Origin of the sequence: Cellulosimicrobium funkei (assembly GCF_004519295.1) — a bacterium.
Lineage (GTDB): Bacteria > Actinomycetota > Actinomycetes > Actinomycetales > Cellulomonadaceae > Cellulosimicrobium > Cellulosimicrobium funkei.
In genome coordinates this window covers 256,063-282,497 of record NZ_SOZH01000006.1, presented here as the reverse complement: position 1 = coordinate 282,497, position 26,435 = coordinate 256,063, and the positions used below count along the sequence as shown (strand labels likewise).

Genomic DNA, 26,435 nt, shown 5'->3' with positions numbered 1-26,435 from the left:
AGCCGGGCGCGCCCGACGTCCCGCGGGCTCCCCGCCCGCGGCGCCTTGTAGGTTCAGCACAACCACCCTCCGCAAGGTTGGTGCGCGTCGTGACGTGGCGCACGGCCCTCGCGTTGGCACAGTTGACGGGTGCTCGCCGTCTTGTGCCCTGGACAGGGCTCCCAGTCCCCCGGAATGCTCGCCCCCTGGCTCGAGCTGCCCGGCGTCGCCGACCAGGTCTCCGCGTTCGGCGAGGCCGCGGGCCTCGACCTGCGCGCGCACGGGACGGAGTCGGACGCCGACACGATCCGTGACACGGCCGTCGCGCAGCCGCTCATCGTCGCGTCGTCGCTCGTCGCGCTCCGCGTGATCCTCGACGGGCGCGACACCGCCGACGTCGTCGACGTGACCGCCGGGCACTCGGTCGGCGAGCTCGCCGCCGCGGCCGTCGCGGGGGCGCTGACGGACACCGGCGCCGTCGGGCTCGTCGCCCACCGCGCGCGCGCCATGGCCGCGGCCGCCGCCGCGACCCCCACCGGCATGAGCGCCGTCGTCGGGGGCGACCCGGAGGAGGTCCTCGCCGCGATCGAGGCGGCCCACCTGTGGCCCGCGAACGTCAACGGCGGCGGGCAGGTCGTCGCCGCCGGCGCCCTCGACCACCTCGCCGCCCTCGCGGAGAACCCGCCCGCGAAGGCGCGCGTCATCCCGCTCCAGGTCGCGGGCGCCTTCCACACGCCCTTCATGCAGCCGGCGCTCGAGGAGTTCGAACCGGTCGCCGCGTCGTGGGACGTCGCCGACCCGCGCCTGCCGCTCCTGTCCAACGCCGACGGCGAGTCCTACGGGACCATCGACATCGAGGGCAGCACGTACGGCAAGGCGCGCGACGTCGTCCGCCGCCTCACCGCGCAGATCGCGGCGCCCGTGCGCTGGGACCTGTGCCAGGAGACCCTCGCGGAGCTCGGCGTCACCGCGCTGCTCGAGCTCGCGCCCGGGGGCGTCCTCACGGGTCTCGCCCGCCGGTCGCTCAAGGGCGTCGAGGCCGTGGCCGTGAAGTCGCCGGACGACGTCGAGGCCGCCCGCGACCTCGTCGCCCGGCACTCGGTGGCGGCCGGCGCGGCCCCGGGCGTCGACGCGTGAGCGGCGCGACCCTGCGCCAGGCCACGGGCCCGGCGCACTCGCGCATCCTCGCGATCGGCGGGGTGCGCGGCGAGAACGTCGTCACGAACGACGACATCGCCGGGCCCATCGACTCCTCCGACGAGTGGATCCGGCAGCGCACCGGGATCGTCACGCGGCGTCGTGCCGGCGCCGACGTCGACGTCCTGGACCTGTCCGAGGCCGCGGCGCGCGACGCCCTCGCCCGGGCGGGCCTCCAGGGCGCCGACGTCGACGCGGTGATCGTCTCCACGGTCACGTACTTCCACCAGACCCCCGCCGCCGCGGCGGTGCTCGCCGAGCGCCTCGGCGCGACGCCCGCCGCCGCGTTCGACGTCTCCGCCGCGTGCGCGGGCTACGCCTACGCCATCGCGCAGGCCGACGCCCTCGTGCGTGCCGGCATCGCGACGCACGTGCTCGTGGTCGGCGCGGAGAAGATGAGCGACTTCATCGACCCGACCGACCGCTCGATCTCGTTCCTCCTGGGCGACGGCGCCGGCGCCGCGATCGTCGGGCCGTCCGACACCCCGGGCATCGGCCCGACGGTGTGGGGCTCCGACGGCGGCAAGGCGCAGGCGATCCGCCAGACGCACGCATGGTCGGACCTGCGCGAGGACCCCTCGCTCGGGTGGCCCACGCTGCGCCAGGACGGTCAGAGCGTGTTCAAGTGGGCCGCGTTCCAGATGGCCCCCGTCGCCGCCAAGGCGATGGCCGAGGCCGGGGTCGCCCCGGCCGACATCGGCGCGTTCGTGCCGCACCAGGCGAACATGCGGATCATCGACCAGATGATCAAGCAGCTCGAGCTCCCCGCGTCCGTCGCGGTCGCCCGGGACATCGCGGAGACCGGCAACACGTCGGCCGCCTCGATCCCCCTCGCGACCCGGCGCCTGCTCGACGAGGGGCAGGTCCGCTCCGGCGACCTCGCCCTCCAGATCGGGTTCGGCGCCGGGCTCGTCTACGCGGCGCAGGTGGTCGTGCTGCCGTAGGGGAGAATCACCCTGGACGGACGGCCGCCCTCCCCGCGGGGAGGACCCACGCCGTCGGCGGACCCGTCCGTCGCGCGCACCGTCTGACGAAGTACCGCCCGGCACACCCACCGGGCACCGCCACCGGGACCGGTCGCCGCCGGCCCCACGACAAGGAGAAACCATGGCCTACACCGAGCAGGAAGTCCTCGCCGGCCTCGCGGAGATCGTCGCCGAGGAGACGGGTCTGCCGACCGACGCCGTCGCGCTCGAGAAGTCCTTCACCGACGACCTCGACATCGACTCGCTGTCGATGATGACGATCGTCACCCACGCCGAGGACAAGTTCGGGGTCCGCATCCCGGACGACGAGGTCAAGAACCTCACGACGGTCGGCGACGCCGTGTCCTTCATCACGGGCGCCCAGGCCTGAGCACGCCCCGCCTGCCTCGCAGGCCTGCGGGCGGGCCGGCGTCACCCACGCCGGCCCGCCCGTCCTCCCGCCCCCGCCGCAACCCCCGAGGAGCACCATGTCTGCCGCTACTGAAGTCGTCGTCACCGGCCTCGGCGCCACCACGCCGCTCGGCGGCGACGTGCCCTCCACCTGGGCCGCGGCACTGGCCGGCGAGTCCGGCGCGCGCACGCTCGAGAACGACTGGGCGGAGCGCTACGAGATCCCGGTGACGTTCGCCGCGACGATCAAGGTCGACCCGGCCGAGGTCCTCGCGCGCCCCGAGATCAAGCGCATGGACCCCTCCACGCAGTACGCGATCATCGCCGCGCGCGAGGCGTGGGCGGACGCGGGCAGCCCCGAGGTCGACGGCGACCGGCTCGGCACGGTCGTGTCGTCCGGCATCGGCGGCATCTGGACCACGCTCGACGGCTGGGACACGCTGCGTGAGCGCGGCGCGCGCCGCATGCTGCCCATGACCGTGCCCATGCTCATGCCGAACTCCCCCACCGCGTACGTCTCGCTCGAGCTCGGCGCTCGGGCGGGCGCCCACGCTCTCGTCTCCGCGTGCGCGTCCGGCGCCGAGGCGATCGGCTACGGCGTCGACATGATCCGCGCGGGCCGCGCGGACGTCGTCGTCGCCGGCGGCACCGAGGCCACGATCCACCCCATGCCGATGGCGGCCTTCGCCGCCTCGCGCACGCTCTCGCTGCGCAACGACGACCCCCAGGGCGCGTCGCGCCCGTACGACGTCGACCGCGACGGCTTCGTCATCGGCGAGGGCTCGGGCGTCGTCGTCCTCGAGAGCGCCGAGCACGCCGCGGCCCGCGGCGCCCGCGTCTACGCGCGGCTCGCCGGCGTCGGGCTGTCCTCCGACGCCTACCACATCACCTCTCCCGACCCGGAGGGCCGGGGCCAGGTCGCGGCGATGCGCCGTGCGCTCGAGGAGGCCGGTGTCACCGGGCGGGACGTCGTGCACGTCAACGCGCACGCGACCTCGACCAAGGTGGGCGACCTCACCGAGACCCGCTCCATCCGCTCGCTCCTGGGCGACGACGCCGACCACGTGCTGCTCTCGGCCACCAAGTCGATGACCGGACACCTCCTCGGCGGCGCCGGCGCGCTCGAGTCGATCTTCACGATCAAGGCCGTCGCGGAGCGCCTCGCCCCCCCGACGATCAACGTGACGAACCCCGACCCGGAGCTCCAGGTGCCGCTCGTGCGCGACACGCCCGCGCCGCTGCCGAGCGGCGACGTCGTCGCGATCAACAACTCGTTCGGCTTCGGGGGCCACAACGTCGCCCTCGCCGTGGCCAGCGTCTGACCGCACGCCACGACGACGCGAAGGGCGCCTCCCCGATCTCGGGGAGGCGCCCTTCGTGGTCCTCGCGGACGAGCGCGCGTGAGCCGTCTCGGCGGAGCGGCGTTGTTGAGGGTCAGCCGACGCGGTGCAGCCAGCGCACCGGAGCGCCCGCTCCGGCGTAGCGGAACGGCTCGAGCTCGTCGTCCCAGGCCTTGCCGAGCGCGAGGTGGAGGGCGTCGCGCATCGCCCAGGGCTCGCTCACCTGCTCGAGCGCGGCCCGGATCCGGTCCTCGGGCACGACGATGTTCCCGTGCACGTCCGTCTGGGCGTAGAAGATGCCGAGGTCGGGCGTGTGGGACCAGCGACCGCCGTCGACCCCGTGGCTGGGCTCCTCGGTCACCTCGTACCGCAGGTGGGACCATCCGCGCAGCGCGGAGGCCAGCCTGGCGCCCGTCCCCTGCGGCCCCTGCCACGAGTACTCGGCCCGGTAGAGGCCGCGCGCGGCGGGCTGCTCGGTCCAGTCGAGCGACACGCGCACGCCGAGGACGTTGCCCGCGGCCCACTCCATGTGCGGGCACAGAGCACGCGGTGCTGAGTGCACGTAAAGAACACCGCGGGTGATGGCACCGGCCATGTCTGCCTCCCTAGGTCGAGGTTTCGTCTTCCCCAACGTCCTCACCCAGGGCGGGTCCACAGCGCTCGCACCGATGTCGCGGCGTGTCTCGTGCTCATCTTGCACGACATCCCGCGTGCGCGCGAGAGATCGGGCGGGCGTGCCCGGGACCGACCGGGCACACCCGTGTCAGAGGTGCTCGCGCAGCTCGCGCATCGCCTTCTTGCGCACGGAGCGGTCGAGCCGGTCCAGGTAGAGCATGCCGTCGAGGTGGTCGCACTCGTGCTGGAGGCACCGGGCCATGAGCTCGGTCCCCTCGACCACGACCTCGTTGCCGTCGAGGTCGGTGCCGACCACGCGCGCGTACCAGGCGCGGCGCGTCGGGTACCAGAGGTCGGGGACGGAGAGGCAGCCCTCGTCGCCGTCCTGGTAGTCGTCGGACAGCTCGACGATGCGCGGGTTGAGCACGTACCCGATCTCGTCGTCGATGTTCCACGAGAACGCCCGGAGGTTGACGCCGATCTGGTTGGCGGCGAGCCCCGCGCGCCCCTCGTGGTCGACCGTCTCGACGAGGTCGGCGACGAGAGAGCGCACCCGGTCGTCGATGGTGGTGATCTCGTCGCAGGGGGTGCGGAGCACGGGGTCCGGGATGGTCCGGATCTCTCTCATCGCCATGGTCACCATTCTTCCATGCGCACGACGGCGTCCGGCCGTCGTCCCCAGCCCCGCACCAGGGCGCGCGTCACATCCGCGCGTACCGCGCCCGCGCGAACGAGTAGAGCCCGTAGGCCGCGAAGCCCAGCCCGACGGCGACGAGGAGCGCGACCCCGAACGGCTGCGTCGCGAGCGTGGCGAACGCGCTGTCGAGACCGCCCGCCTGCTGCGGGTCGTGCTGGACGGCGGCCACGACGAACAGCACGCCCAGCACGCCGAGCGCGACGCCCTTGGCGATATACCCCACCCGCCCGAGCGTCACCACGGCGCGGCCCAGGTGCCCCCCGGTCCCGCCCTGGAGGTCCTCGAGGAACTTCTTCCGCCACCCCTTGACGACGTGGTAGACGCCGCCGGCGACGATGCCCACCCCGACCGCGCCGACCAGCAGCACGCCGCCGGGCTTCTCCATGAGGGTCGCGGTCATGCTCTCCTCCTGGCCGGAGCCGCCTGCGGACCCGGTCACGACCTGGAGGGCGATCACCCCGAGCGCCAGGTAGAGGACGGCCTTGCCCGCGGCCTTGAGCCGGTCGGACGTCTCGGCCGCGCCGCTCAGCGCGACGGTGACCTGCCACAAGGCGAGCGCCGCGAACGCCACGACGGCGAACCACAGCAGCGCGGTGCCGCCCGGCGTCTGCGCGATGGCCGTGAGCGCACCGGTCTGGTCGGCCTGCTCGCTCGAGGCCGAGCCCGTCGCCACCTGCACGGCGAGGACGCCGACGACGAGGTGGAGCAGGCCGCTCACCGCGTAGCCCCCGCGGGCCAGGAGCTCCAGGGTCTTGCTGCCGCGTGCGCCGCGTGATGCCGCCTTGCCGGTCGAGCTCAAGCTCGGTGCCACAGGACCTCCTCGGTCGTCGGGACGCCGCCCCCACCGCGTCGCCGGGTTCTCCGGCCCGCACACGGTGCCAGAACTGCGCACTCCGCGCACGCCGGACGGCGTTGCCAGGCGGCGCTGGTCACGATTCGGTAACGTGCCGCGGATGCCCCCGCAGAACCCTCGCCTCGCCGTGCTCGACGGACTCCGGTTCGCGGCAGCAGCTGCGGTGCTCGTCTACCACTTCGTCGCCGTCAACCACCACGCGTGGGGCGCGCGCACGAGCGCCTCGCTCCCCGACGCCCAGGCGGTCACCGCCTACGGGTCCTTCGGGGTCCAGCTCTTCTTCGTCGTCAGCGGCTTCGTCATCCTCATGACGGCGTGGGGCCGCGACGTGCGCGGCTTCGTCGCGTCGCGCGCCGGGCGGCTCTTCCCCGCGTACTGGGCCTCGGTGCTGCTCACGGTGGTCCTGCTGGTGCTCGTCGTCCCCGGCCGGCGCGACGTCGACCTGCCGCAGGCGGCGGCCGACCTCACCATGGTCCAGCGCGCGTTCGGGATCCCCGACCTCGAGGCCGTCTACTGGACGCTCTGGTCCGAGCTGCGGTTCTACGTCCTCGTCGGCGTGCTCGTCGCCGTCGGCCTCACCCGGGCGCGGGTCCTCGCGTTCGTCGTGCTGTGGCCCGTCGCCGGCGCGATCGCGACCCAGACCGGCTCCGAGCTGGCCGCGACGGTGCTCGTCGCCCCCGACGCCCCGCTCTTCGCGGGCGGCATGGTGCTCTATCTGCTGACCCGCGAGCGCCGCTCCCCCGTCCTCTGGCTCGCGCTCGCGCTGAACGTGCTCCTCGGGGCGGCGCTCTCCGGGCAGATCCAGTCCGGCCGCATCGAGAACAGCACCGACGTCGTCGTCTCCCCCACCGCGTGGTGGGTCGCGATCGTCGTGTGCTTCGCGCTCGTCGCCGTCGCGACCCTCACCCCGCTCGCTCGCGTCTCCGGGGGCTGGCTCACCGCGCTCGGCGCCCTCACGTACCCGCTCTACCTCGTGCACTCGTCCTGGGGGCGATGGGTCATCGAGTCCGTGCACCCGTACCTCTCGCGCGCCGCGACCCTCGCGGTGGCGGTCGCGGTGTGCCTCGCCCTCGCCTGGGTGATCCACCGCGCCGTCGAACGGCCGCTCGGACCCCGGCTGCGCCACGCCCTCGACCGCGACCTGCGACGCGACCTCGACCGCCCGACCCGGGCCGCCGCGTCCCGGGGCGCTCAGGACGAGGCGCTCGCCGCGAGGTAGTCGCGCAGCACCACCGCCTGGTTGTGCTGCTCGTCCCTCGCCCCGTACACCAGCGTCACCACGGGGTGCTGCCCGACGACGTCCCGCAGCTCCGCGACCGCGTCGCCCTGGGCGTCGAGCTCGGCGCGGTACCGCTCGGCGAACTCGTCGAACAGCCGCTCCTCGTGGTGGAACCAGCGCCGCAGGTCCGTCGACGGCGCCACGTCCCGGAGCCACAGGTCGACGTGCGCCGCCTCCTTGCTCACGCCGCGCGGCCACAGGCGGTCGACGAGCACGCGGAACCCGTCCTGTTCCTCGGCCGGCTCGTACACGCGCTTGGTCCGCACCGTCATGAGGCCATGACACCGCGCGGACGCTCGCGCCGCACGCGCGACGCGGAAGGGTGCCCCGTGCAGGACTTGAACCCGCGACCGAGAGATTATGAGTCTCCTGCTCTGACCAGCTGAGCTAACGGGGCGCGCGGGCGAGCATACCGCCCGTGCGGCAGGCGGTCGGAGAGCCGCTACGGTGGGGACGTGTCCTGGTTCCGCCGTCCCGCGCTGCCCGACCCTGTCCGTCGTGCGCTCGACCTCCCGGCCACCGATCGTGTCCTCGCGTCGGCGGAGCTCGCCGACGGGTCGTGGGCCGTCGCGACGCGGGCCGGGCTCCTCACGAGCGACGCCGGCGGGACGACCGTCCTCCGGCACCTCTGGTCGGACGTCGACCGGGCGGGGTACGACCCGGAGAGCGCGACGATCACCGTCTCGTGGGTCGACGGCGCTCCTCCCCTGGCCCTGCGCCTCGCCGACCCGCGCCGTACGTCGCTCGCGCAGACGCTGCGCGAGCGCGTGCAGTCGTCGGTCGTGCTCTCGGAGACCGTGACGTTCGCCGCAGGGCTCACCGCGCGCGTCGCCGTGCGGCGGGACGCAGACGGCGAGCTCTTCTCGCAGGTCGTCGCCGACCCCGGGCTGGACCTGACGGACCCGGAGGTCGAGGCACGGGTCGACGCGGCCGAGGGTCGGGTCCGGTCGGCGTCCGGACTACCCCTCTGAGCCTGCTAGAGTTTTCCCCGGTCGCTGCGGTGCAAACCCCGACGGCCATGGTCGATCCCGCGTAGCTCAGCTGGCAGAGCATCCGACTGTTAATCGGACGGTCGTAGGTTCAAGTCCTACCGCGGGAGCCCTCAGGTTCGGCCCCGGATCGTACAGCGATCCGGGGCCGAGCCTTTTGCGTCTCCGGGACGAACCTCCGTCCGGCGCGGGAGCGTCCGACCTCTCCGAGCACCCGTCGACGCGTCCGCGCCGCTCGCGCGGGCCGGTCGTCTGCGGACACACCTCCGTCGGCGCTGGACGCCCCGGACCGACCGAGGCCGCCAGCGTCAGGCGATCTCGCCCTCGCGCAGCGTGCGGCGCTCGGCCTCGACGGCGAGGAGGGCGGCGAATGCCTCCTGGTACGCGGCGAGGTCGACCGAGGGGTCGAGCCGCTGGAGCCGGCTCTTCGCGTCGGCGACGCGGCGGGTGAGGCCCAGGTCGACGAGGCCGCGCACGACGCCCGCGACGTAGCCGCCGACGACGTTCTCCCGGTCCTCGGGCAGGGGCGCGACGGCGAGCTCGGTCACGAGGCCGCGCACAGGCTCGGCGGCCTGCTCGACCACGGCCTCGACCCAGTGCCCGGCGCCGAGCGTCGCGCCCTCGCGCACCCCGCCCGCGGCGCGGATCGCGGCGTGGACGGCGCGCCACGCGGGGACGGCGAACGCGTCCTCGCCGAGGTCGTCGAACATCGGCGGCACGTGCTGGGGGTACTGGAGGACGGCCGCGAGCGCGAGACGCTCCCGGCGCGCGACGGGGTCGCGCGGGTCGGGCGGGGGCAGCGCGGGGACCTCGGGCTCGGGCGGCCGGGCCTCGGCGCCGGGGCGGGCGTCGTCGGGCCGGGAGGTCCGCACGGGCCCGGGTGCGCTGCCGCGCTTGGCTGCCGCGGCGACCTCGCGCCGGACGCGCTCCGCGTCGGTGCCGATCCAGCCGGCGAGCATGCGCGCGTACTCGGGCCGCAGCGCGGTGTCGCGGATGCCGGCGACGACGGGAGCGGCCGCGCGCAGGGCGCCGACGCGCCCCTCGGCCGTGTCGAGGTCGAACGAGGCGAGCGTCGTGCGGATGACGAACTCGAAGAGCGGCTGGCGGCCGTCGACGAGCGCGCGCACCGCGTCCGGCCCGCGCGCCATGCGCAGCTCGCAGGGGTCCATGCCGCTCGGCTCGACCGCCACGAACGTCTGGGCGTAGAAGCGCTGGTCCTCGCCGAACGCCCGAACGGCGGCCTTCTGGCCCGCGGCGTCGCCGTCGAACGTGAAGACGACCTCTCCCCCGACGGACGCGCCCGACGCGAGCTGCATGCCGCCGCCCGCGGTCGTGTCGCCGAGGAGGCGCCGCACGATGCGCGCGTGGTCCGAGCCGAACGCGGTGCCGCACGTCGCGACGGCGGTCGTCACGCCGGACAGGTGCGCGGCCATGACGTCCGTGTACCCCTCGACGACGACGACGCGCTTCTGCTTCGCGATCTCGCGCTTGGCGAGGTCGATGCCGTAAAGCACGTGCGACTTCTTGTAGAGCGTGGTCTCGGGCGTGTTGAGGTACTTGGGGCCCTGGTCCTCGTCGTAGAGGCGGCGCGCGCCGAACCCGATGATCTCGCCCGTCACGTCGCGGATCGGCCACATGAGCCGGCCGCGGAACCGGTCGTAGATGCCGCGCTGCCCCTGGCTCATGAGGCCGGAGGCGACCAGCTCCGCCTGCGTGAAGCCGCGGCCCTGGAGGTGGCGCTGGAGGTTGTCCCAGCCGGTCGGCGCGTACCCGACGCCGAAGTGCTCGGCGTCGGCCCGCTCGAAGCTGCGCTCGGCGAGGAACGCGCGCGCGGCCTGGGCGCCCGGGGCGAAGAGCTGCTCGGAGAAGTACTGGGCGGCGACACGGTGCGCCTCGAGCAGCCGCTGGCGACGGCCGGGCTCCTCGCGGGGGCGCTGCGGGCCGCCGGAGTCCTCATAGCGGAGCTGGATGCCGATGCGGTCCGCGAGGTACTCGACGGCCTCGACGAAGGTCAGACCGTCGATCTTCTGCACGAACGAGATGACGTCGCCGCCCTCGCCGCAGCCGAAGCAGTGCCAGCGCCCGACGCCGGGGCGCACGTGGAACGACGGCGAGCGCTCGTCGTGGAACGGGCACAGGCCCTTGAGCGAGCCGACGCCTGCGGTCTTGAGCGTGACGTGCGCGGAGACGATCTCGTCGATCCGCGCGCGGTCGCGGACGGCTTCCACGTCCTCGCGTCGAATCAGGCCTGCCACGAGGCGAGTCTATGCGCCCCGGGCCGGCCCGGCGGGTGCCCCGGTGGCGGCGTCCGTCACCCCGGCGCCGGTCCCCGCCGCCGCCCCCACGAGGGCCGCGCGCGACGCCGCGCAGCGGCGCGCGTACGCACCCGGGGTGACGCCCGTCGCGCGCGCGAAGTCCGCCCCGAGGTGGGCCTGGTCGTAGTAGCCGACGGCGGTCGCGAGCGCCGCGAGGTCCTGGCCCGGGTCCGCCGCCAGGAGGTCCGCGGCGAGGTGCACGCGGTGCCGCTGGAGCACCCACTTGGGGCTCACGCCGACGGACGCGGCGAACAGCCGCTGCAGCGAGCGCGCGGACGTGCCGACGACGTCCGCGAGGTCCCCCACGCCCGCCCCCGGCCCGAGCTCGCCGCCGACGAGCGCCGCGAACGCCTGCGCGACCCGGTCGAGGTCACGCGTCGCGCGTGCGGTGCGGACCCGCTCGGCCCGGGCGCGCAGCAGGGGCTCGACCGTCCGCGCGGCCTCCTCGTCGCGGCCCGTGACCGCCAGGGCGAGAGCGGCGGCGCCGGTGCGCTCCGCCGTCGGGCCGAGCAGCGCCGCGGCCGGGACCTGCACGCCCGGACGCACGGCGTCCGGGTGGCCCAGCAGCACCCGGAAGGCGCCCGGCCGGAGCTTGGTGCCGACGACGGCGCCCGACCCGGTCAGGGTGCGCTCGAACAGCCCGGGCGGGATCCCGTGCGCGACGTACCCCGACTCCTCGGCCACGACGTTCGCCACCGGGTGGGGCACGAGGACCTGCGTGAACGCCGCGCCGGGCGGCAGGTCCCACCGCACGACCCAGTGCCGCTCCACCAGGTCCGCGAGGTCGGGGGCGGGCTCGATGCGCACGAGCTCGAAGCCGCGGCGCGCGGCCGCGGGGTCGACGAGGCCGCGGACGGACGTCGTCGGGCGCCGGGGCCCCGCGGGGGCGCCGGCACGGGCGGATTCGAACACCTGTCGCATTCCTCCAAGACTGGCACGGCCCGCCGACACGAGCATGGGGGGACGGCCCGCCCCCGGGGGGCGGGGAACCACGAGGAGGAGGACACCATGGAGATGTCGGCACTGCACCCCAACGTCACGGTGAGCGGCGCGCGCGAGGCGATCGCGTTCTACGAGGCCGCGCTCGGCGCGGAGGTGGTCGACACGATCACGGCGGGCGACGCCGTCATCCACTCCGACCTGCGGCTCGTCTCCCCGGCGGGGACCAGCACGTTCACCGTCGCGGAGGCGTTCCCGCCGGACTCGGTCGCGCCGGAGCCCGGCGCCCCGACGCACGCGTCGTTCACCGTCCCGGTCGAGGACACCGACGCCGCGTACGCGCGGGCGCTCGCGGCCGGCGCGTCGAGCCTCGCGGAGCCGTCGGACTGGTTCGAGGGGTTCCGCCAGGCGGCGGTGCGCGACCCGTTCGGGCACCGCTGGTACTTCGCGACCGTCGCCGAGTCGGTGACGGCCGAGGACGTGCAGCGCGCGAGCGACGCGTGGGTCGCCGAGCGCGGCTGACCCGGCCCGTGCGCCCGCCGGTCAGGCGGGCGGGCGCACGAGCCGCGCGTGGAGCTGCATCGCGGACACGTCGGTGAGCGACGCGACCTGGTCGATCACCACGCGCAGGCGGGCCGCGTCGTCGGGCGCCGCCTCCCAGTCCGCCGCGAACGACGGCTCGAGCGCGACGGGCGCGCGGTCGCCCAGGACGTGCACCAGGTCGGCGATCACCTCGCGCTGGCGCTGGTAGAGCGGCTCCTGCTCGCGCGGCGCCATGACGTACGCGACCGCGACGCCCTTGAGCACGAGGATCTCGGCGACCGTCTCGTCCGGCACGACGAGCCGCGCCGCGTACCGCGTGAGCGGGCCGTCCCCGAACAGCGCGCGCGTCGCGTCCTGGGCCGCGCCCGTGAACCGGCCGATGAGCTGGCTCGTGGCGTCCTTGAGCGCGGCGAGCGCGCGGCGCGACCCGTCGAACCCGGTGACCAGGTGCCCGGTGCCCTGGAGCCGGGTGATCGCCGCGTCGAGCGCCGCCTCGTCGTACGCGGTGCCGTACCAGGAGTGGACGGCACGCACGACGCGCGCGCGCTCGTCGGGGTCGTCGAGCACCGCGAGCTCGATGCGCCCGCCGACGACGGCGTCCTCGACGTCGTGCACCGAGTACGACACGTCGTCCGCGAGGTCCATGACCTGCGCCTCGAGGCACTTCACCTGCGCGGGCGCCCCGGCGCGCAGCCAGTCGAACACCGGGCGGTCGTCCTCGTAGACGCCGAACTTGTGGGTGGGCCGACCGTCCGCGCGCAGCGGCGCCTCCCCCGCGCCCCACGGGTACTTGACGCTCGCGTCGAGGCTCGCGCGCGTGAGGTTGAGCCCGTACGACCGGCCGTCCTCCACGACCTTGGGCTCGAGCCGCGTGAGGAGGCGCAGCGTCTGCGCGTTGCCCTCGAACCCGCCGACGTCGACCGCGAGGTCCGCGAGCGCCCGCTCGCCGTTGTGCCCGAACGGGGGGTGCCCGAGGTCGTGCGCGAGGCACGCGGTGTCGACGATGTCCGGGTCGCAGCCGAGCGCCTTGCCGATCTCGCGACCCACCTGCGCGACCTCGAGCGTGTGCGTGAGCCGGGTGCGGACGAAGTCGTCGCTGCCCGGCCCGAGCACCTGCGTCTTGGCGCCGAGGCGGCGCAGGGCGGACGAGTGCACGATGCGCGCGCGGTCGCGCTCGAACGGCGTGCGGGCCCGGGACTTCGCGGACTCGACGAACCACCGCTCGGTGTCGGCGTCGGAGTACGACGCCGTGCCCTCCTCGCCGCGCGCCGGGCGCGGGCCGGTCCCCACGACCGCCGGGTCGAACGCCTGCTGCTCGAACGTCTGCACGGGCCCCAGCGTAACGACGCCGGTCGGCGCCCGGCGGACGGCGGGCGGGCTGCCACGGGCGTACCCTCCGGCGTATGGGTGCAGCGCGTGCGCTCGAGCTGCGGGCCGTCACCGTCGACGGCCTGGTCGAGGTCGTCCCGTACGTGGACGGCCGGTCGCTCGTGGACGTCGTCGGACGGTTCGAGTCGGCGCGCGGGTACTCCCCCGCGGGCGCGTACGGCGGGCTGGTCCCCGCGTTCTTCCGCTACGGCGACGCCGCGCACCAGTGGTACGGGCGGGGACGCGTGCCCGCGGGCGGCCGCGCGTGGGTGCTCGCGTGCGACTGCCACGAGGCGGGCTGCTGGCCGTTCGAGGTGGCCGTGGCCGCCGACGCCACCACCGTCACGTGGCGCGACCTCACGCAGCCGTTCCGCCCCGAGTGGGACTACTCCGCGCTCGGGCCGTTCACGTTCGACCGCGCGCAGTACGACGACGCGGTGCGCGCGGTCGCGCACCTGTTCGGCTAGGTGTGATGTCTAGGGCAGGCGCCACACCCCGACGGCCGGGCCGTCGCCCGCGAGCCGGGCGCCGCCGTCGTACGTCGTCAGGGTCAGCGCGCCGTGCAGCCGCTCGGGCTCCCCGCGTCCCACGAGCGCGGGGTGCAGCGTGACGCCGCCCCACGGCGCGCGCGCGAGCGCGACAAGCACGCGCTCCTCGGGCGTCTCCCGGAGGTAGACGAGCGCGTCGTCGGCGACGTGCACCCAGCGCAGGCCGCCGTGGCGCAGCGCGTCCGAGCCGCGGCGCACCGCGATCAGCGCCCGGTACAGGTCGAACGTCGCGCCGTCCCAGCGCCCCTGGCCCGAGTCCGCGTCGTCCCACGGCATGGTCGCGCGCGCGTGCTCCCCGTTGAGGCCCGTGAGCCCCACCTCGTCCCCCGCGAAGACGACGGGCGTGCCCGGGTAGGTGAGCAGGAGCGTCGCCGCGACCTCGACCATCTCGCGCGAGCCGACGATCGAGCGCAGCCGCGGGGTGTCGTGCGACCCGAGCATGTTCCACTGCGACGCGGTCACGCGCCACGGCAGCACGGCGTCGAACTCGCGCATCGTCTCCACGACCGCCGGCCCGGCCCGGCGCGGCGTGCGCACGGGCAGCCCGAGGTAGGGCACGGGCGAGTGCGCGGGAGACAGCCAGGTCCACGCCGGGCGCGTGAACGCCGAGTAGTTCATGTTCGCGTGCCAGCCGTCGCCCGCGAGGTCACCGGAGGCGTCGTGGAAGTGCTCGGCGACGAGGGCGGCCTCCGGGTTCACGCCCCGCATCGTCGTGCGCAGGCGCCGCGCGACGTCGAGCGTGCGGTCCTCGGCGCCGAAGCGCCCCGTCATGTTGGCGACGTCGATGCGCCACCCGTCGAGACCGAACGGCTCGCGCAGGTAGCGCCCGACGACGGACCCGGGCCCGTCGATCATGCGCGCCCCGAGCTCGGCCGAGCCGTACGACAGCTTCGGCAACGACGCGTGCTCGAGCCACCCCACGTACCCAGGCTCGACGTCGGTCCAGTAGTAGAAGTCACGCTCCGGCGCGCCCGGGTCCGCGAGCGCCCGCGCGAACCACTCGTGCCCGGCGCCCGTGTGGTTCGTCGTGAGGTCGCCCATGACGCGCAGCCCGCGCGCGTGCGCGGCGCGGATCAGCGACGCGTACGCCGCGTCGCCGCCGAGCAGCGGGTCGACGTGGTCGAACGTGCTCGCGTCGTAGCGGTGGTTGGAGCGCCCCGGGAAGACGGGCGTCGTGTAGAGCGTCGTGACGCCGAGCGCCACGAGGTGGTCGAGCCGCTCCTCGACCCCGGCGAGGTCGCCCCCGTAGTACTGCGTGCCGACGTCGGGCCCCGCGCCGTGCGGCTCCTCGTCCCAGGCCGCGGGGACGGCCCACTCGGGGAGCGGACGCCCGTCGGCCGCGGCCGAGCGCGCGAACCGGTCCGGGAAGACCTGGTACACGACGCCGTCGCGCATCCACGCGGGCGCGCCCTCGTGGACGGTGAGGCGGAAGTCCGCGGCGTCGGGCACGTCGCGGTCCCACACCCCCCGGCCGTTGAGCCAGCGGTAGCCGCGCTCGCCCTCGTCGAGGAAGAACCGGTAGCCGGTCACCGGGTTGTGCACGAGCACCTCGGCGACGTACCAGTCCTCGTGCTCGTCCGAGCGGTCGAGGCGCGCCGGGGCGAGGCGCGGCTCGCCGTCGCGCACGGTGCGCAGCCACACGTCGCGCACGCCGGCCGACCGGGGCACGCGCACGCGGACGGGGACCGTGTCCCCGAGGGCGGGGACGCCCTCGGGGACGTACAGCGCCGAGCCGTCGTGGTGCGGGACGGGGGTGGCGACGTCGTGCACGCGGTCAGCCCTTCACGGAGCCGGCCGTGAGGCCGCCCACGATGTACTTCTGCAGGTAGAGGAACAGGGCGAGCACGGGCAGCGCCGAGATGACGGCACCGGCCGTGAAGAGGCCCCAGTTGGCCTCCTTGAGCGACGACACCCACCCGTACAGCCCGACCGCGAGGGTCCAGTTGCTCTCGGACGACAGCACGATGCGCGCGATGATGAACTCGCCGAACGTGCTGATGAACGACAGCAGCGCGACCACGGCGAGGATCGGCGCGACGAGGCGCAGGATGATCGTCCAGTAGATCTGCGTGTGGGTCGCGCCGTCGATCTTCGCGGCCTCGTCGAGCTCGCGCGGCACGGTGTTGAAGAACCCGTACATGAGGAACGTGTTCACGCCCAGGGCACCGCCGAGATACACCGCGACGAGCGCGATCTTGCTGTTGAGGCCGAGGACCGGCACGACGTTCCCGAGCGAGATGAGCAGCAGGAAGATCGCGACGAACGCGAGCATCTGCGGGAACATCTGGATGATCAGCAGGGACGTGAGGCCGGCGCGCCGGCCGCTGAAGCGGAACCGCGAGAACGCGTACGCCGCCGCCGCGCCCATGAGCACGGTGCCGACCGACGTCGCGACCGCGATGACGAGCGTGTTGCCCATCCACGTCCAGAACATCGTGGTGCCGAGCTGGGCGTAGTTCGCGGTGCTCACGTCGGAGAACAGCGAGTTGGAGCCGGTGAGCGTCCCGTTCTCCGACAGCGACGCCGACAGGACGTACACGAGCGGGAACGCGGCGTAGACGACGGCGATCACGCCGACGACGTGCCGCCAGCCCAGCTCGGAGAACCAGCGCCCCGGGCGCATGCGGTTCCGGGACGCCGGGACGGCGGTGCCGCCGACGACGGGGGGTGCCTGGGTGGTCGCCATGTCAGCTGATCTCCTCGAACTTGCGCGTGCTGCGGAAGGCGATGGCCGAGATCGTCCCCACGATGACGAAGATGACGATCGACAGGGCGCTCGCGAGCCCGAAGTCCTTCTGCGCCGAGCCGTCGACGCCGGAGATCGAGTACACCATCGAGATGAGGATGTCCGTGTGGCCGAGCGGCACGGACGCGTCGGCGAAGCGTGGCCCGCCCCCGGTGAGCATGTAGATCAGGGTGAAGTTGTTGAAGTTGAAGGCGAACGACGAGATGAGCAGCGGCGCGGTCGAGATGAGCAGCAGCGGCAGCGTGATCGCGCGCCACGTGGTCCAGCGGCCCGCGCCGTCGATCTTCGCGGCCTCCATGACGTCGGACGGCAAGGACTGCAGGGCGCCCGTGCAGATGAGGAACATGTAGGGGAAGCCCAGCCACAGGTTCACGCCGAGCACGGACAGCTTCGCGAGCCAGGGGTCGGTGAGCCACGGGATGTGCGCGCCGCCCAGGATCACCTCGTTGATGAACCCGAACCGCGTGTTGAGCAGCCCCGACCACAGCAGCGCCGCGAGGAAGCCCGGGATCGCGTACGGCAGGATCATGAGCGTCCGGTAGACCTTGCGCCCGCGCATCCGGGTGTCGTTGAAGACGATCGCGAGGAACAGGCCGAGCAGGAACGTCGTGGCGACCGAGCCGATCGCGAACACGAACGTCCACACCAGGATCTCGACGAACGGCTGGGCGTAGCGGGCGTCCGAGAACGCGGTGACGAAGTTGTCGAACCCGACCGGGACGCGCCACCCGACCGCGAGGGTCGAGCCGTCGGGCGCCTGGAACTGGCCCTCGTCGTTCGGCGTGTAGACCGTGCCCGTCGTGGTGTCGGTCATCGTGTCCGCCGCCGCGTCCCACTCGAGGGCGGACGTGTACACGTAGCCGGTACGGGCGTCGGTGGTGCGGATCGAGCCGTCCTCGGGGTCGTCCGAGACGGGGACGCGCAGCTCGGTCACCTCGGCCTGGCGCTGCAGCACCTGGTCGCGCGGCACGACCGTGTACCCGGGAACCTCGGTCGCGCGGCCGTCCTCGACGGTCGCGCCGTCGACGACGGACAGCGGCCGGTCGGCCGTGCCGGCCTCGACCTCGCCGTCGTCGGTGACGACCGCGAACCCGAGCGCGTCGCCGTCCTCCACGACGGTCAGCGCGGACGACGCCGAGCCCTCGACCCGGCGCTCGTTCTGGACGAGCAGCGCGGAGACCGCCTGCTCCTTCGTCGAGTTGTGGCCCGTCCCGTAGTTGGTGAACGCCACGTAGCCCGTGTACCCGACGACGAAGATCTGGTAGACGAGCAGGAAGATCAGGCCGGGCAGGATGTACTTCAGCGGCAGGGACCGCTTCGAGAAGTACACCCAGTTCGCCGCGACGAGCAGCGCGAGCGTCGCGGCGAGGATGCCGTACGAGCCGGCCGTCCACGCCGACCAGACCACGTACACGCCGAGCGCGTCCACGACCGCCATGAGGGCGAGCTTGACGAAGAACCCGGGCCCGTAGTCGCGCGCGTGCGAGGCGTCGCGCGGCCGCAGGCGGCGCTCGCCGCGCGGCGGCGGGCCGTCGGCTCCGGAGGTGCCGACGCGCTCGTCGCCGGCCGTGGTCTGAGGGGCGGACATCGTGGTGCCTCCGAGGTCGTCGGACGCGCGGGGTGCTGCGTCTTCTGGAGTGTCGTCGTGCTGTGTCGCGGCCCGTTCCGGGCCGGAGGTGGGGACGCGCCGTCGCGGTGCGCAGGAGCCCTGCGCACCGCGACGGCGGGCTGCACCCGGATCAGGAGTCGATCGCGCCCTGGATGTCGGCGATCATCTTGTCCCAGCTCGAGACCGGGTCGGCACCGGCGACGATCGCCGCCTCGGTGACGCCCCAGAAGCTCCACACGGCAGCCATCTCGGGGATCGACGGCATCGGCACGGCCTCGGCACCCACGGCGCGGAAGCCCGCGACGATCGGGTCGTCCGCGGCGGCGGTGTCGGCGGCGGCGGTCAGCGCCGGCGGACGGTTGCCCGCCTCGTACAGCGCGAGCTGCGCCTCCTCGGTGGACAGGAAGTTCACGAGGAAGTCGTTCGCGACGATCGCGTTGTCGCTCTCCGCGCTCAGGTAGAAGCCCTGGACGCCGACGAACGGCTGCGCGGGCTGGCCGCCCGCGGTGGGGATCGGGTCGATCGACAGGTCGAGGCCCTCGAACGAGTCGATCATCCACGGACCGCCGACGATGAACGGCGACTGGCCGTTCTTGAACGCCTCGACGGCGATGTCGTAGGTCGTGTCCTGGCTGAGCACGCCGGCCGCACCCTGGGCGCCGAGCCACTGCGCGAACGCCTGGCCCTCGGGGCCGCCCATCGCGAGCTCGGACGAGTAGCTGCCGTCCTCGTTCTGCGCGAAGACAGGGGCGCCGAACGACGTCTGGAACGGGTAGTGGGTGTACGGGTCACCCTTGTCGCCGTCCGACTGGACCAGGATCGGGAACTGCGTCCCGGCGGCCTGGCCCGCGGCCACGGCCTCGTCCCACGTGGCGGGGGCGGTCGGCGCGAGCGCGGTGTTGCGGATGAGGGCGATGTTCTCGATCGCGTAGGGCAGGCCGTAGACCTGGCCGTCCTGCGTGAACGCCTCGATGGAGACGTCCTCGAACTCGGCCGCCTTGTCCCCGAGCTCGAGCGGCGCCACGACGCCGTTCGTCGTGAGCTCGCCCAGCCAGTCGTGGGCGCCGACGGTGATGTCAGGGCCCTCGCCCGTCGGGACCTGGGCGAGGAAGTCCGCCCGGATGTCCTCGAAGTTCTTCAGCACGACGTCGACCGTCGTGCCCGTCTCGGTCTCGAACGACTCGGCCGCCGCGGTCACGGCGTCCTGACGGGTCTCGTCGACCCAGACGGTCAGCGAGCCACCGGCGGACGAACCCTCGGCGCTCGGCTCGTCGGTGGTCTCGTCGCCCGAGCCGCCGGACGAGCAGGCGGTCAGCGCCAGCGTCGTGGTCAGCGCGGCGGCAAGAAGGATGCTCCGTCGCATCAGTGGTCACTCCAAGCGTGTCGTGATGGGCGGCCCGCTCCGGCGTTGGCACCGGCGCCGGACCCTGATGGGCACGACGGTAGAGCGGGAGGTGGCACAGGTGCAAGTCGTTGCGGTAACTTTCATGCAACGCTTTGCAGGGCGTCGACCGGCGCCCACCCGCCTCCGCCGGCCGACGGGTCCGCGCGCCTCCGCACAGGGGATCGCGGCTCGCCGACCGGACGACCAGGACGAGGAGGTCCGGTGTCCCCTACGCTGCCCCATGTGCGTACCCGTCTCAGTGATCTCGCCGCCCAGGCAGGCGTCTCCACGGCGACGGTCTCGCGCGTCCTCAACGGCAAGCCCGGCGTCGCGAGCGAGACCCGCCAGGCGGTGCTCGCCGCGCTCGACGTGCTGGGCTACGAGCGACCGTCGACGCTGCGCACCCGCTCCGCCGGCCTCGTCGGCCTCGTCGTCCCGGAGCTGACGAACCCCGTCTTCCCCGCGTTCGCCCAGACGATCGAGTCGCTCCTGTCCGAGCACGGGTACACGCCGCTGCTGTGCACGCAGTCGCCGGGCGGGACCACGGAGGACGACTACGTCGACATGCTCATGGACCACGCGGTCGACGGCATCGTCTTCGTCTCCGGCCTGCACGCGGACACCCAGGCGAGCCACGAGCGCTACGAGCGGCTGCGCAGCAGGGGGATCCCGATCGTCCTGGTCAACGGCTTCGCCGAGGGCATCGACGCCCCGTTCGTCTCGCCCGACGACGTCGCGAGCGTCGAGCTCTCGGTGCGGCACCTCGTCTCGCTCGGGCACCGCAGCGTCGGCCTCGCGATCGGCCCCGACCGCTTCGTCCCCGCGCAGCGCAAGCTCGCGAGCTTCGCCGAGTCGCTCGTGCGGCACGGTCTCGTCGCCGACGAGGCGGAGGTTGCCCAGCACGTCGTCGTGACGCTCTACACCGTCGAGGGCGGCCAGGCCGCGGGCGGCGAGCTCATCGACTCGGGCCACACCGCGATCGTCTGCGGCTCCGACCTCATGGCGCTCGGCGCCATCCGCGCGGCGCGCTCGCGCGGGCTGCGCGTGCCGCAGGACGTCTCGGTGCTCGGCTACGACGACTCGCCCCTCATCGCCTTCACCGACCCGCCGCTCACCACGGTGCGCCAGCCCGTGAGCGCCATGGCGCACGCCGCCGTGAGCGCGCTCCTCACGGAGATCGCGGGCGAGCGGGCACCGCGGACCGAGCTCCTCTTCCAGCCGGAGCTCATCGTCCGCGACTCGACCGGGGCCGCCCCGGCCCGCGCGGCGTCCGCGACGGACGCGAGCACGGTCGCCGCGGCGGGCTCGCCGACCGCCTGAGACCGGCGCCCGGAAGTCCACGCACCTCGCTGCGGGCGTCCGCCGACCCCTCGTCGACACCGCACCGCAAGCGCTTACACTCGACGGAGGGTCGGCGACACCCCGCTCCGCCAGCCGAGTGACCACCACCGGAAGATCCCCTGAAAACCCCAGCACCACGTACGTGAGGACCGACAGCTCGATGACTCGTATCGATTCGACGCCGACCGCCGCCGCGACCAGCACCGGGCTGGCCACCGCCCCGGCGCCCTTCAGCACGGGGGCGCTCGTGCACACCGGGCCGGGCGAGGCCCCCGAGTGGTGGCGCGACGCCGTCATCTACCAGGTGTACCCGCGCTCCTTCGCGGACGGTGACGGCGACGGCGTCGGCGACCTGCCCGGCATCACCTCGAAGCTCGACCACCTCGCCGAGCTCGGGGTCGACGCCGTCTGGCTGAGCCCGTTCTACCGCTCGCCCCAGAAGGACGCAGGCTACGACGTCGCGGACTACCGCGACGTGGACCCGCTGTTCGGCACGCTCGCGGACTTCGACGAGCTCCTCGCCCAGGCGCACGCGCGCGGCATCCGGATCATCGTCGACCTCGTCCCGAACCACACGTCGGACCAGCACGCCTGGTTCCAGGCGGCGCTCGCGTCGCCCGAGGGCTCGCCGGAGCGCGCGCGGTACATCTTCCGCGAGGGCGAGGGCGAGCACGGCGAGCTGCCCCCGAACAACTGGCAGTCGATCTTCGGTGGCCCCGCCTGGACCCGCGTCACGGCCGGCGCGAACGCCCGCCCCGTGACCGGCGCCGAGGGCGAGACGCCCGGGCAGTGGTACCTGCACCTCTTCGACTCGACCCAGCCCGACCTCGCGTGGGACAACCCGGAGGTCCGCGAGGAGTTCGAGCAGGTCCTGCGCTTCTGGCTCGACAAGGGCGTGGACGGGTTCCGCGTCGACGTCGCGCACGGCATGATCAAGGCCGACGGCCTGCCCGACTGGGACGGCACCGTCTCGATGGTCGAGGGCACCGAGGCCGCCGACGGCGAGGAGGGCACCGACCCGGGCGCCCCCGAGGACGGCTCGACGGGCGCCGGGAACTCCGGCCCGATGTTCGACCAGGACGGCGTCCACGAGATCTACCGCGCGTGGCACCGCGTCCTCGCCGAGTACGACGGCGACCGTGCGCTCGTCGCCGAGGCGTGGGTCGAGCCGCTCTCGCGCCTCGCGCGCTACGTGCGCCCGGACGAGATGCACCAGGCGTTCAACTTCTCGTTCCTCACCACCGGCTGGGACGCCGCGCCGCTGCGCACCGTGATCGCGGCGTCGCTGCACGCGAACGACGAGGTCGGCGCGCCCACGACGTGGGTGCTGTCGAACCACGACGTCGTGCGCCACGCGTCGCGCCTCGGACTGGCCGACCCGGGCCTGCGCCCCAACGGCATCTTCGCCCACGACCCGCAGCCCGACGAGGAGCTCGGTCTGCGCCGTGCGCGCGCCGCGTCGCTGCTCATGCTCGGCCTGCCCGGGTCGTCGTACCTCTACCAGGGCGAGGAGCTCGGTCTCCCCGAGCACACCGCCCTGCCCGACGACGTCCGCGAGGACCCCGCGTTCTTCCGCACCCAGGGCGCCGAGGCGGGCCGCGACGGCTGCCGCATCCCTCTCCCCTGGCGCGCCGACGCCGAGGGCTTCGGGTTCGGGCCGTCCGGCAAGACCTGGCTCCCCCAGCCGGAGTCGTACGGCCGCTACGCCGCGGACGTCCAGCGCGGCGTCGAGGGCTCGACCTACGAGACGTACCGCACGGCCCTCGCCACGCGTCGCGCGGAGCGTCTGGGCGCGGGCACCCTCGCGTGGGTCGAGGAGTTCGCCGGCTCGGCGGACGTCGTCGCCTTCCGCAACCGCGACGTCGTCGTGCTCGCCAACCTGGGCGCCGAGCCCGTCGTGCTGCCGCACGGCACGGAGGTCCTCGTGGCCTCCGGCCCGGTCGTGACCGACCGCTCCGCGGACCCGCAGGTCCGCGTCCCGTCGGACACGACCGTCTGGCTGCGCGCGCACTGACCGACGCCGCTACATGTGCACGACGGCCGGGACCCCGCGGGGGTCCCGGCCGTCGTTCTTTGCGTCCCGCCGGTGCAGGGCCGCGCTCGGGCGGCCGGCGAGGAGGCGGCGCCCAGCCTGCGGAGGAGGCGGCGCTCAGCCGCCGGAGACGCTCAGCTCGGCCTCGCGCAGGCGCTCCTCGTGCTCGGCGTCGAGCTCGCGCGAGTCGAGCCAGCCGTACGGCAGGTGCGGCGTCTTGGGCGACCCGGCCCGGCCGCGCTGCCCCTCGGCGGCCTCGCCGGGGTAGGGCGCGTCCTGGTCGAGGTCGTCGAGCAGCGCGCGCAGCTCGGCGAGCGTCGAGACCTTCGCGAGCGCGCGGCGCGCGTCGCCGCCCACCGCGTAGCCCTTGAGGTACCACGCCATGTGCTTGCGCAGGTCGCGCATGCCCTTGCCCTCGTCGCCGTCGAAGTACTCGATCATGAGCTCGCCGTGGCGGTAGATCGTGCCGGCCACCTCGCGGAGCCCGGGGCGCACGCGCTCGGGGCGGCCCGCGAACGCCGCGGCGAGGTCGGCGAACAGCCACGGCCGGCCCTGGCAGCCGCGCCCGACGACGACGCCGTCGCACCCGGTCTCGCGCACCATGCGCACGGCGTCCTCGGCCGACCAGATGTCGCCGTTGCCGAGCACCGGCACGCTCGTGACGGCCTCCTTGAGACGCGCGATCGCGGACCAGTCAGCCGTGCCGGAGTAGTGCTCGGCGGCGGTGCGCGCGTGCAGCGCGACGGCGGCGACGCCCAGGCCCTCCGCGATGCGGCCGGCCTCGAGGTAGGTGAGGTGGTCGTCGTCGATGCCCTTGCGCATCTTCACGGTGACGGGGACCCCGTACGGGCGGGCGGCCTCGACCGCGCCCTGCACGATCGCGGTGAACAGGTCGCGCTTCCAGGGCAGCGCCGCTCCCCCGCCCTTGCGCGTGACCTTGGGCACCGGGCAGCCGAAGTTCAGGTCGACGTGGTCGGCGCGGTCCTCGGCGACGATGATGCGCACGGCCTCGCGGACGGTCGCGGGGTCCACGCCGTACACCTGCGCGGACCGCGGCGTCTCGTCCGCGCCGAACGTCACGATGCGCAGCGCCTCGGGGTTGCGCTCGACGAGCGCGCGGCTCGTGACCATCTCGGCGACGTAGAGGCCGGGGTCGTCGCCGCCGGACGCGCCGGCCTCGCGGCACAGCGTGCGGAACGCGCGGTTCGTGACGCCGGCCATCGGGGCGAGGACCACCGGCGTCCGGACGACGATCGGGCCGATCCGCAGCGGCGCCACGAGCGGACCGGTCCCCGGGTCGGGGCGGTCGGTCGTCGTGCTGAGGGCAGGAGCGGGTGCAGTCACGCGCTCCATTGTCCCACCCGGCTCCCGCTGCACGACGAGCCCGTTTCGACGAGCGAGCAGCGTACGGTCGTGGCAGTGTTGAGGAGGTCCGGCAATCCAGGCCGGACACGGACGAAAGGGACGACATGCCTCTCTGGCTCATCCTGGTCATCGTCGGCGCCGTGCTCCTCATCCTCGGCGTCGCCATCGAGGCCGCGAAGATCCTCATCTGGATCGGCATCATCGTGCTCGTCGTGAGCCTGGTGATCGGCCTGCTCAACAGGGCTAAGGGGGCGGCCCGCTAGCGCGAGGCCGCTGGGGGCGACGCGTCCCGACGAGACGCGACAGGAGGGGCGGGACCGCACGGTCCCGCCCCTCCTGCGTGCCCGGCGCCGGTGCGCCGGGCCGGTGACGCGTCAGGCGCCGAGCAGGTGCCCGGCGAGGTACTCGGTGACCTTGTCGAGCGCGACGCGCTCCTGGCTCATCGAGTCGCGGTGGCGGATCGTCACGGCCTGGTCGTCGAGCGTGTCGAAGTCGACCGTGATGCAGAACGGCGTGCCGATCTCGTCCTGGCGGCGGTACCGGCGGCCGATGGCGCCGGCGTCGTCGAAGTCGACGTTCCAGTACTTGCGGAGCTCCGTCGCGAGGTCCTTCGCCTTGGGCGAGAGCTGCTCGTTGCGGCTCAGCGGGAGCACGGCGGCCTTGACCGGCGCGAGGCGGTGGTCGAGGCGCAGGACCGTGCGCGTGTCCACGCCGCCCTTCGCGTTCGGCGCCTCGTCCTCGGTGTACGCCTCGACGAGGAACGCCATGAGCGAGCGCGTGAGACCCGCGGCCGGCTCGATGACGTAGGGCACCCAGCGCTCGTTCTTCGTCTGGTCGAAGTACGACAGGTCCTTGCCCGAGTGCTCGGCGTGCGTCTTGAGGTCGAAGTCGGTGCGGTTCGCGATGCCCTCGAGCTCGCCCCACTCCGAGCCGGAGAAGCCGAAGCGGTACTCGATGTCGACCGTGCGGGTCGAGTAGTGCGAGAGCTTCTCCTGCGGGTGCTCGTACAGGCGCAGGTTGTCGCGCTGGATGCCGAGGTCCACGTACCAGTCGGTGCGCGTGTCGATCCAGTACTGGTGCCACTCGGCGTCCGTGCCGGGCTCGACGAAGAACTCCATCTCCATCTGCTCGAACTCGCGCGTGCGGAAGATGAAGTTGCCGGGCGTGATCTCGTTGCGGAACGACTTGCCGATCTGGCCGATGCCGAACGGCGGCTTCTTGCGGCTCGCTCCCATGACGTTGGCGAAGTTCACGAAGATGCCCTGCGCCGTCTCGGGGCGCAGGTAGTGCAGGCCCGACTCGTCCTCGACGGGGCCGAGGTACGTCTTGAGCATCATGTTGAAGTCGCGCGGCTCCGTCCACTGCCCGCGCGTGCCGCAGTTCGGGCAGACGATCTCGGCGAGGCCGCCCTCGGGCGCGCGGCCCTTCTTCTCCTCGAACTCCTCGATCATCTGGTCCTCGCGGAACCGCTTGTGGCAGTGCAGGCACTCCGTCAGCGGGTCGGTGAAGACGCCCACGTGGCCCGACGCGACCCACACCTGGCGCGGCAGGATCACGGACGAGTCGAGGCCCACGACGTCGTCGCGGCTCGTGACCATCGCGCGCCACCACTGCTTCTTGATGTTCTCCTTGAGCTCGGTGCCCAGGGGCCCGTAGTCCCACGCGGAGCGGGTACCGCCGTAGATCTCGCCCGAGGGGAAGACGAACCCGCGCCGCTTGGCGAGGGAGACGACGGCGTCGAGACGGGCGGTGGGTGAGGGCGCTGCGGCCACGGACATCACTCCTGGTGCTCACGGCCCCGCACGTGGCTCGTGGGGGCTGGACGGGTGGGCGACGCCCGCACGGGCGCCGACCGACCAGCGTACCCGGCCGTGACCCGGCTCACCGGGAACGGTTTTGACATTCATTCTCAAGAAGGCG

The 26,435-nt window shown here is 73.7% G+C and carries 24 protein-coding genes and 2 tRNA genes; 12 read left to right on the top strand and 14 right to left on the bottom strand.

Annotation, left to right across the window (positions count from 1 at the left end):
- Nucleotides 1-129: 129 nt before the first annotated feature.
- The 4 genes from E1O70_RS12015 (at nt 130) to E1O70_RS12000 (ending at nt 3,874) form a co-directional block, all read left to right on the top strand.
- The gene (locus E1O70_RS12015; RefSeq protein ID WP_061268619.1) at nt 130-1,116 is read left to right on the top strand and encodes an ACP S-malonyltransferase; all 987 of its coding nucleotides are present in this window, start codon (nt 130-132) and stop codon (nt 1,114-1,116) included.
- The gene (locus E1O70_RS12010) at nt 1,113-2,120 is read left to right on the top strand and encodes a beta-ketoacyl-ACP synthase III (protein WP_034651764.1); all 1,008 of its coding nucleotides are present in this window, start codon (nt 1,113-1,115) and stop codon (nt 2,118-2,120) included. The genes E1O70_RS12015 and E1O70_RS12010 overlap by 4 nt, the downstream gene beginning before the upstream one ends.
- Nucleotides 2,121-2,283: 163 nt before the next feature.
- Complete coding sequence (locus E1O70_RS12005) at nt 2,284-2,532, top strand: acyl carrier protein (protein WP_021482065.1); 249 nt, start codon at nt 2,284-2,286, stop codon at nt 2,530-2,532.
- Between the two features lie 97 nt (nt 2,533-2,629).
- On the top strand, nt 2,630-3,874 hold the full coding sequence (locus tag E1O70_RS12000; protein ID WP_061268620.1) for a beta-ketoacyl-[acyl-carrier-protein] synthase family protein: 1,245 nt from the start codon (nt 2,630-2,632) through the stop codon (nt 3,872-3,874).
- Nucleotides 3,875-3,986: 112 nt separating this feature from the next.
- Here E1O70_RS12000 and E1O70_RS11995 read toward each other — a convergent pair whose 3' ends face one another.
- From E1O70_RS11995 to E1O70_RS11985, 3 genes are all read right to left on the bottom strand, one after another.
- Complete coding sequence (locus E1O70_RS11995) at nt 3,987-4,487, bottom strand: DUF3145 domain-containing protein (RefSeq protein ID WP_021481145.1); 501 nt, start codon at nt 4,485-4,487, stop codon at nt 3,987-3,989.
- Between the two features lie 168 nt (nt 4,488-4,655).
- Nucleotides 4,656-5,141: a peptide deformylase gene (def, locus tag E1O70_RS11990; RefSeq protein WP_021481144.1), complete on the bottom strand. Its 486-nt coding sequence runs from the start codon at nt 5,139-5,141 to the stop codon at nt 4,656-4,658.
- Between the two features lie 67 nt (nt 5,142-5,208).
- The gene (locus E1O70_RS11985) at nt 5,209-6,015 is read right to left on the bottom strand and encodes a DUF1206 domain-containing protein (protein WP_240696682.1); all 807 of its coding nucleotides are present in this window, start codon (nt 6,013-6,015) and stop codon (nt 5,209-5,211) included.
- 142 nt (nt 6,016-6,157) lie between these two features.
- Between E1O70_RS11985 and E1O70_RS11980 the strand changes: the two genes are divergently transcribed.
- Complete coding sequence (locus E1O70_RS11980; protein WP_061268621.1) at nt 6,158-7,276, top strand: acyltransferase family protein; 1,119 nt, start codon at nt 6,158-6,160, stop codon at nt 7,274-7,276.
- Here E1O70_RS11980 and E1O70_RS11975 read toward each other — a convergent pair.
- Together E1O70_RS11975 and E1O70_RS11970 are read right to left on the bottom strand one after the other, a co-directional pair.
- Nucleotides 7,249-7,608: a DUF488 domain-containing protein gene (locus E1O70_RS11975; RefSeq protein WP_205688645.1), complete on the bottom strand. Its 360-nt coding sequence runs from the start codon at nt 7,606-7,608 to the stop codon at nt 7,249-7,251. The two genes, E1O70_RS11980 and E1O70_RS11975, sit on opposite strands and share 28 nt — an antisense overlap.
- 51 nt (nt 7,609-7,659) lie before the next feature.
- Nucleotides 7,660-7,733, bottom strand: a tRNA-Ile gene (locus E1O70_RS11970).
- A gap of 58 nt (nt 7,734-7,791) precedes the next feature.
- Here E1O70_RS11970 and E1O70_RS11965 point away from each other — a divergent pair.
- Complete coding sequence (locus tag E1O70_RS11965; protein ID WP_061268622.1) at nt 7,792-8,307, top strand: hypothetical protein; 516 nt, start codon at nt 7,792-7,794, stop codon at nt 8,305-8,307.
- A 55-nt stretch (nt 8,308-8,362) separates the two neighbouring features.
- A tRNA-Asn gene (locus E1O70_RS11960) sits at nt 8,363-8,435 on the top strand.
- Nucleotides 8,436-8,633: 198 nt separating this feature from the next.
- Here the strand turns inward: E1O70_RS11960 and dnaG are convergent.
- Entirely contained in the window at nt 8,634-10,580 is a 1,947-nt protein-coding gene (gene dnaG / locus E1O70_RS11955; RefSeq protein WP_061268623.1) for a DNA primase, read from the bottom strand.
- 9 nt (nt 10,581-10,589) lie between these two features.
- A complete protein-coding gene (locus tag E1O70_RS11950; RefSeq protein WP_061268624.1) occupies nt 10,590-11,552 on the bottom strand; it encodes an AraC family transcriptional regulator in 963 nt (320 codons plus the stop codon).
- A 96-nt stretch (nt 11,553-11,648) separates the two neighbouring features.
- On the opposite strand from E1O70_RS11950, the gene E1O70_RS11945 reads away from it, so the two are divergent.
- Complete coding sequence (locus E1O70_RS11945; protein WP_061268625.1) at nt 11,649-12,101, top strand: VOC family protein; 453 nt, start codon at nt 11,649-11,651, stop codon at nt 12,099-12,101.
- A 21-nt stretch (nt 12,102-12,122) separates the two neighbouring features.
- Here the strand turns inward: E1O70_RS11945 and E1O70_RS11940 are convergent, their stop codons facing one another.
- Nucleotides 12,123-13,412, bottom strand: coding sequence for a deoxyguanosinetriphosphate triphosphohydrolase (locus tag E1O70_RS11940; protein WP_051027575.1), 1,290 nt, complete (start codon nt 13,410-13,412; stop codon nt 12,123-12,125).
- A 113-nt stretch (nt 13,413-13,525) separates the two neighbouring features.
- Here E1O70_RS11940 and E1O70_RS11935 point away from each other — a divergent pair, with 113 nt between their 5' ends.
- Nucleotides 13,526-13,957, top strand: coding sequence for a hypothetical protein (locus E1O70_RS11935; RefSeq protein ID WP_009862091.1), 432 nt, complete (start codon nt 13,526-13,528; stop codon nt 13,955-13,957).
- 9 nt (nt 13,958-13,966) lie between these two features.
- On the opposite strand, the gene E1O70_RS11930 is transcribed toward E1O70_RS11935, so the two are convergent.
- The 4 genes from E1O70_RS11930 to E1O70_RS11915 all read right to left on the bottom strand — a co-directional run bounded on the left by E1O70_RS11930 (nt 13,967) and on the right by E1O70_RS11915 (nt 19,756).
- Entirely contained in the window at nt 13,967-15,808 is a 1,842-nt protein-coding gene (locus E1O70_RS11930) for a glycoside hydrolase family 13 protein (protein WP_061266726.1), read from the bottom strand.
- Nucleotides 15,809-15,812: 4 nt separating this feature from the next.
- A complete protein-coding gene (locus tag E1O70_RS11925; protein WP_009864775.1) occupies nt 15,813-16,724 on the bottom strand; it encodes a sugar ABC transporter permease in 912 nt (303 codons plus the stop codon).
- A 1-nt stretch (nt 16,725) separates the two neighbouring features.
- Nucleotides 16,726-18,372: an ABC transporter permease subunit gene (locus tag E1O70_RS11920; RefSeq protein WP_061266727.1), complete on the bottom strand. Its 1,647-nt coding sequence runs from the start codon at nt 18,370-18,372 to the stop codon at nt 16,726-16,728.
- A gap of 151 nt (nt 18,373-18,523) precedes the next feature.
- Nucleotides 18,524-19,756 carry a sugar ABC transporter substrate-binding protein gene (locus E1O70_RS11915; RefSeq protein ID WP_043651729.1) on the bottom strand — a complete coding sequence of 411 codons (1,233 nt, stop codon included), beginning with the start codon at nt 19,754-19,756 and terminating at the stop codon, nt 18,524-18,526.
- A gap of 264 nt (nt 19,757-20,020) precedes the next feature.
- Between E1O70_RS11915 and E1O70_RS11910 the strand changes: the two genes are divergently transcribed.
- Both E1O70_RS11910 and E1O70_RS11905 read left to right on the top strand, forming a co-directional pair.
- A complete protein-coding gene (locus E1O70_RS11910) occupies nt 20,021-21,097 on the top strand; it encodes a LacI family DNA-binding transcriptional regulator (RefSeq protein WP_228485004.1) in 1,077 nt (358 codons plus the stop codon).
- Nucleotides 21,098-21,278: 181 nt separating this feature from the next.
- Nucleotides 21,279-23,132, top strand: coding sequence for a glycoside hydrolase family 13 protein (locus E1O70_RS11905; protein ID WP_061266729.1), 1,854 nt, complete (start codon nt 21,279-21,281; stop codon nt 23,130-23,132).
- A gap of 135 nt (nt 23,133-23,267) precedes the next feature.
- On the opposite strand, the gene dusB is transcribed toward E1O70_RS11905, so the two are convergent.
- Entirely contained in the window at nt 23,268-24,503 is a 1,236-nt protein-coding gene (dusB, locus tag E1O70_RS11900; protein ID WP_082774204.1) for a tRNA dihydrouridine synthase DusB, read from the bottom strand.
- 116 nt (nt 24,504-24,619) lie between these two features.
- Between dusB and E1O70_RS11895 the strand changes: the two genes are divergently transcribed.
- The gene (locus E1O70_RS11895) at nt 24,620-24,778 is read left to right on the top strand and encodes a hypothetical protein (RefSeq protein WP_021483859.1); all 159 of its coding nucleotides are present in this window, start codon (nt 24,620-24,622) and stop codon (nt 24,776-24,778) included.
- Between the two features lie 111 nt (nt 24,779-24,889).
- Here E1O70_RS11895 and E1O70_RS11890 read toward each other — a convergent pair whose 3' ends face one another.
- Nucleotides 24,890-26,293 carry a glycine--tRNA ligase gene (locus E1O70_RS11890; RefSeq protein WP_031316194.1) on the bottom strand — a complete coding sequence of 468 codons (1,404 nt, stop codon included), beginning with the start codon at nt 26,291-26,293 and terminating at the stop codon, nt 24,890-24,892.
- Nucleotides 26,294-26,435: the final 142 nt, after the last annotated feature.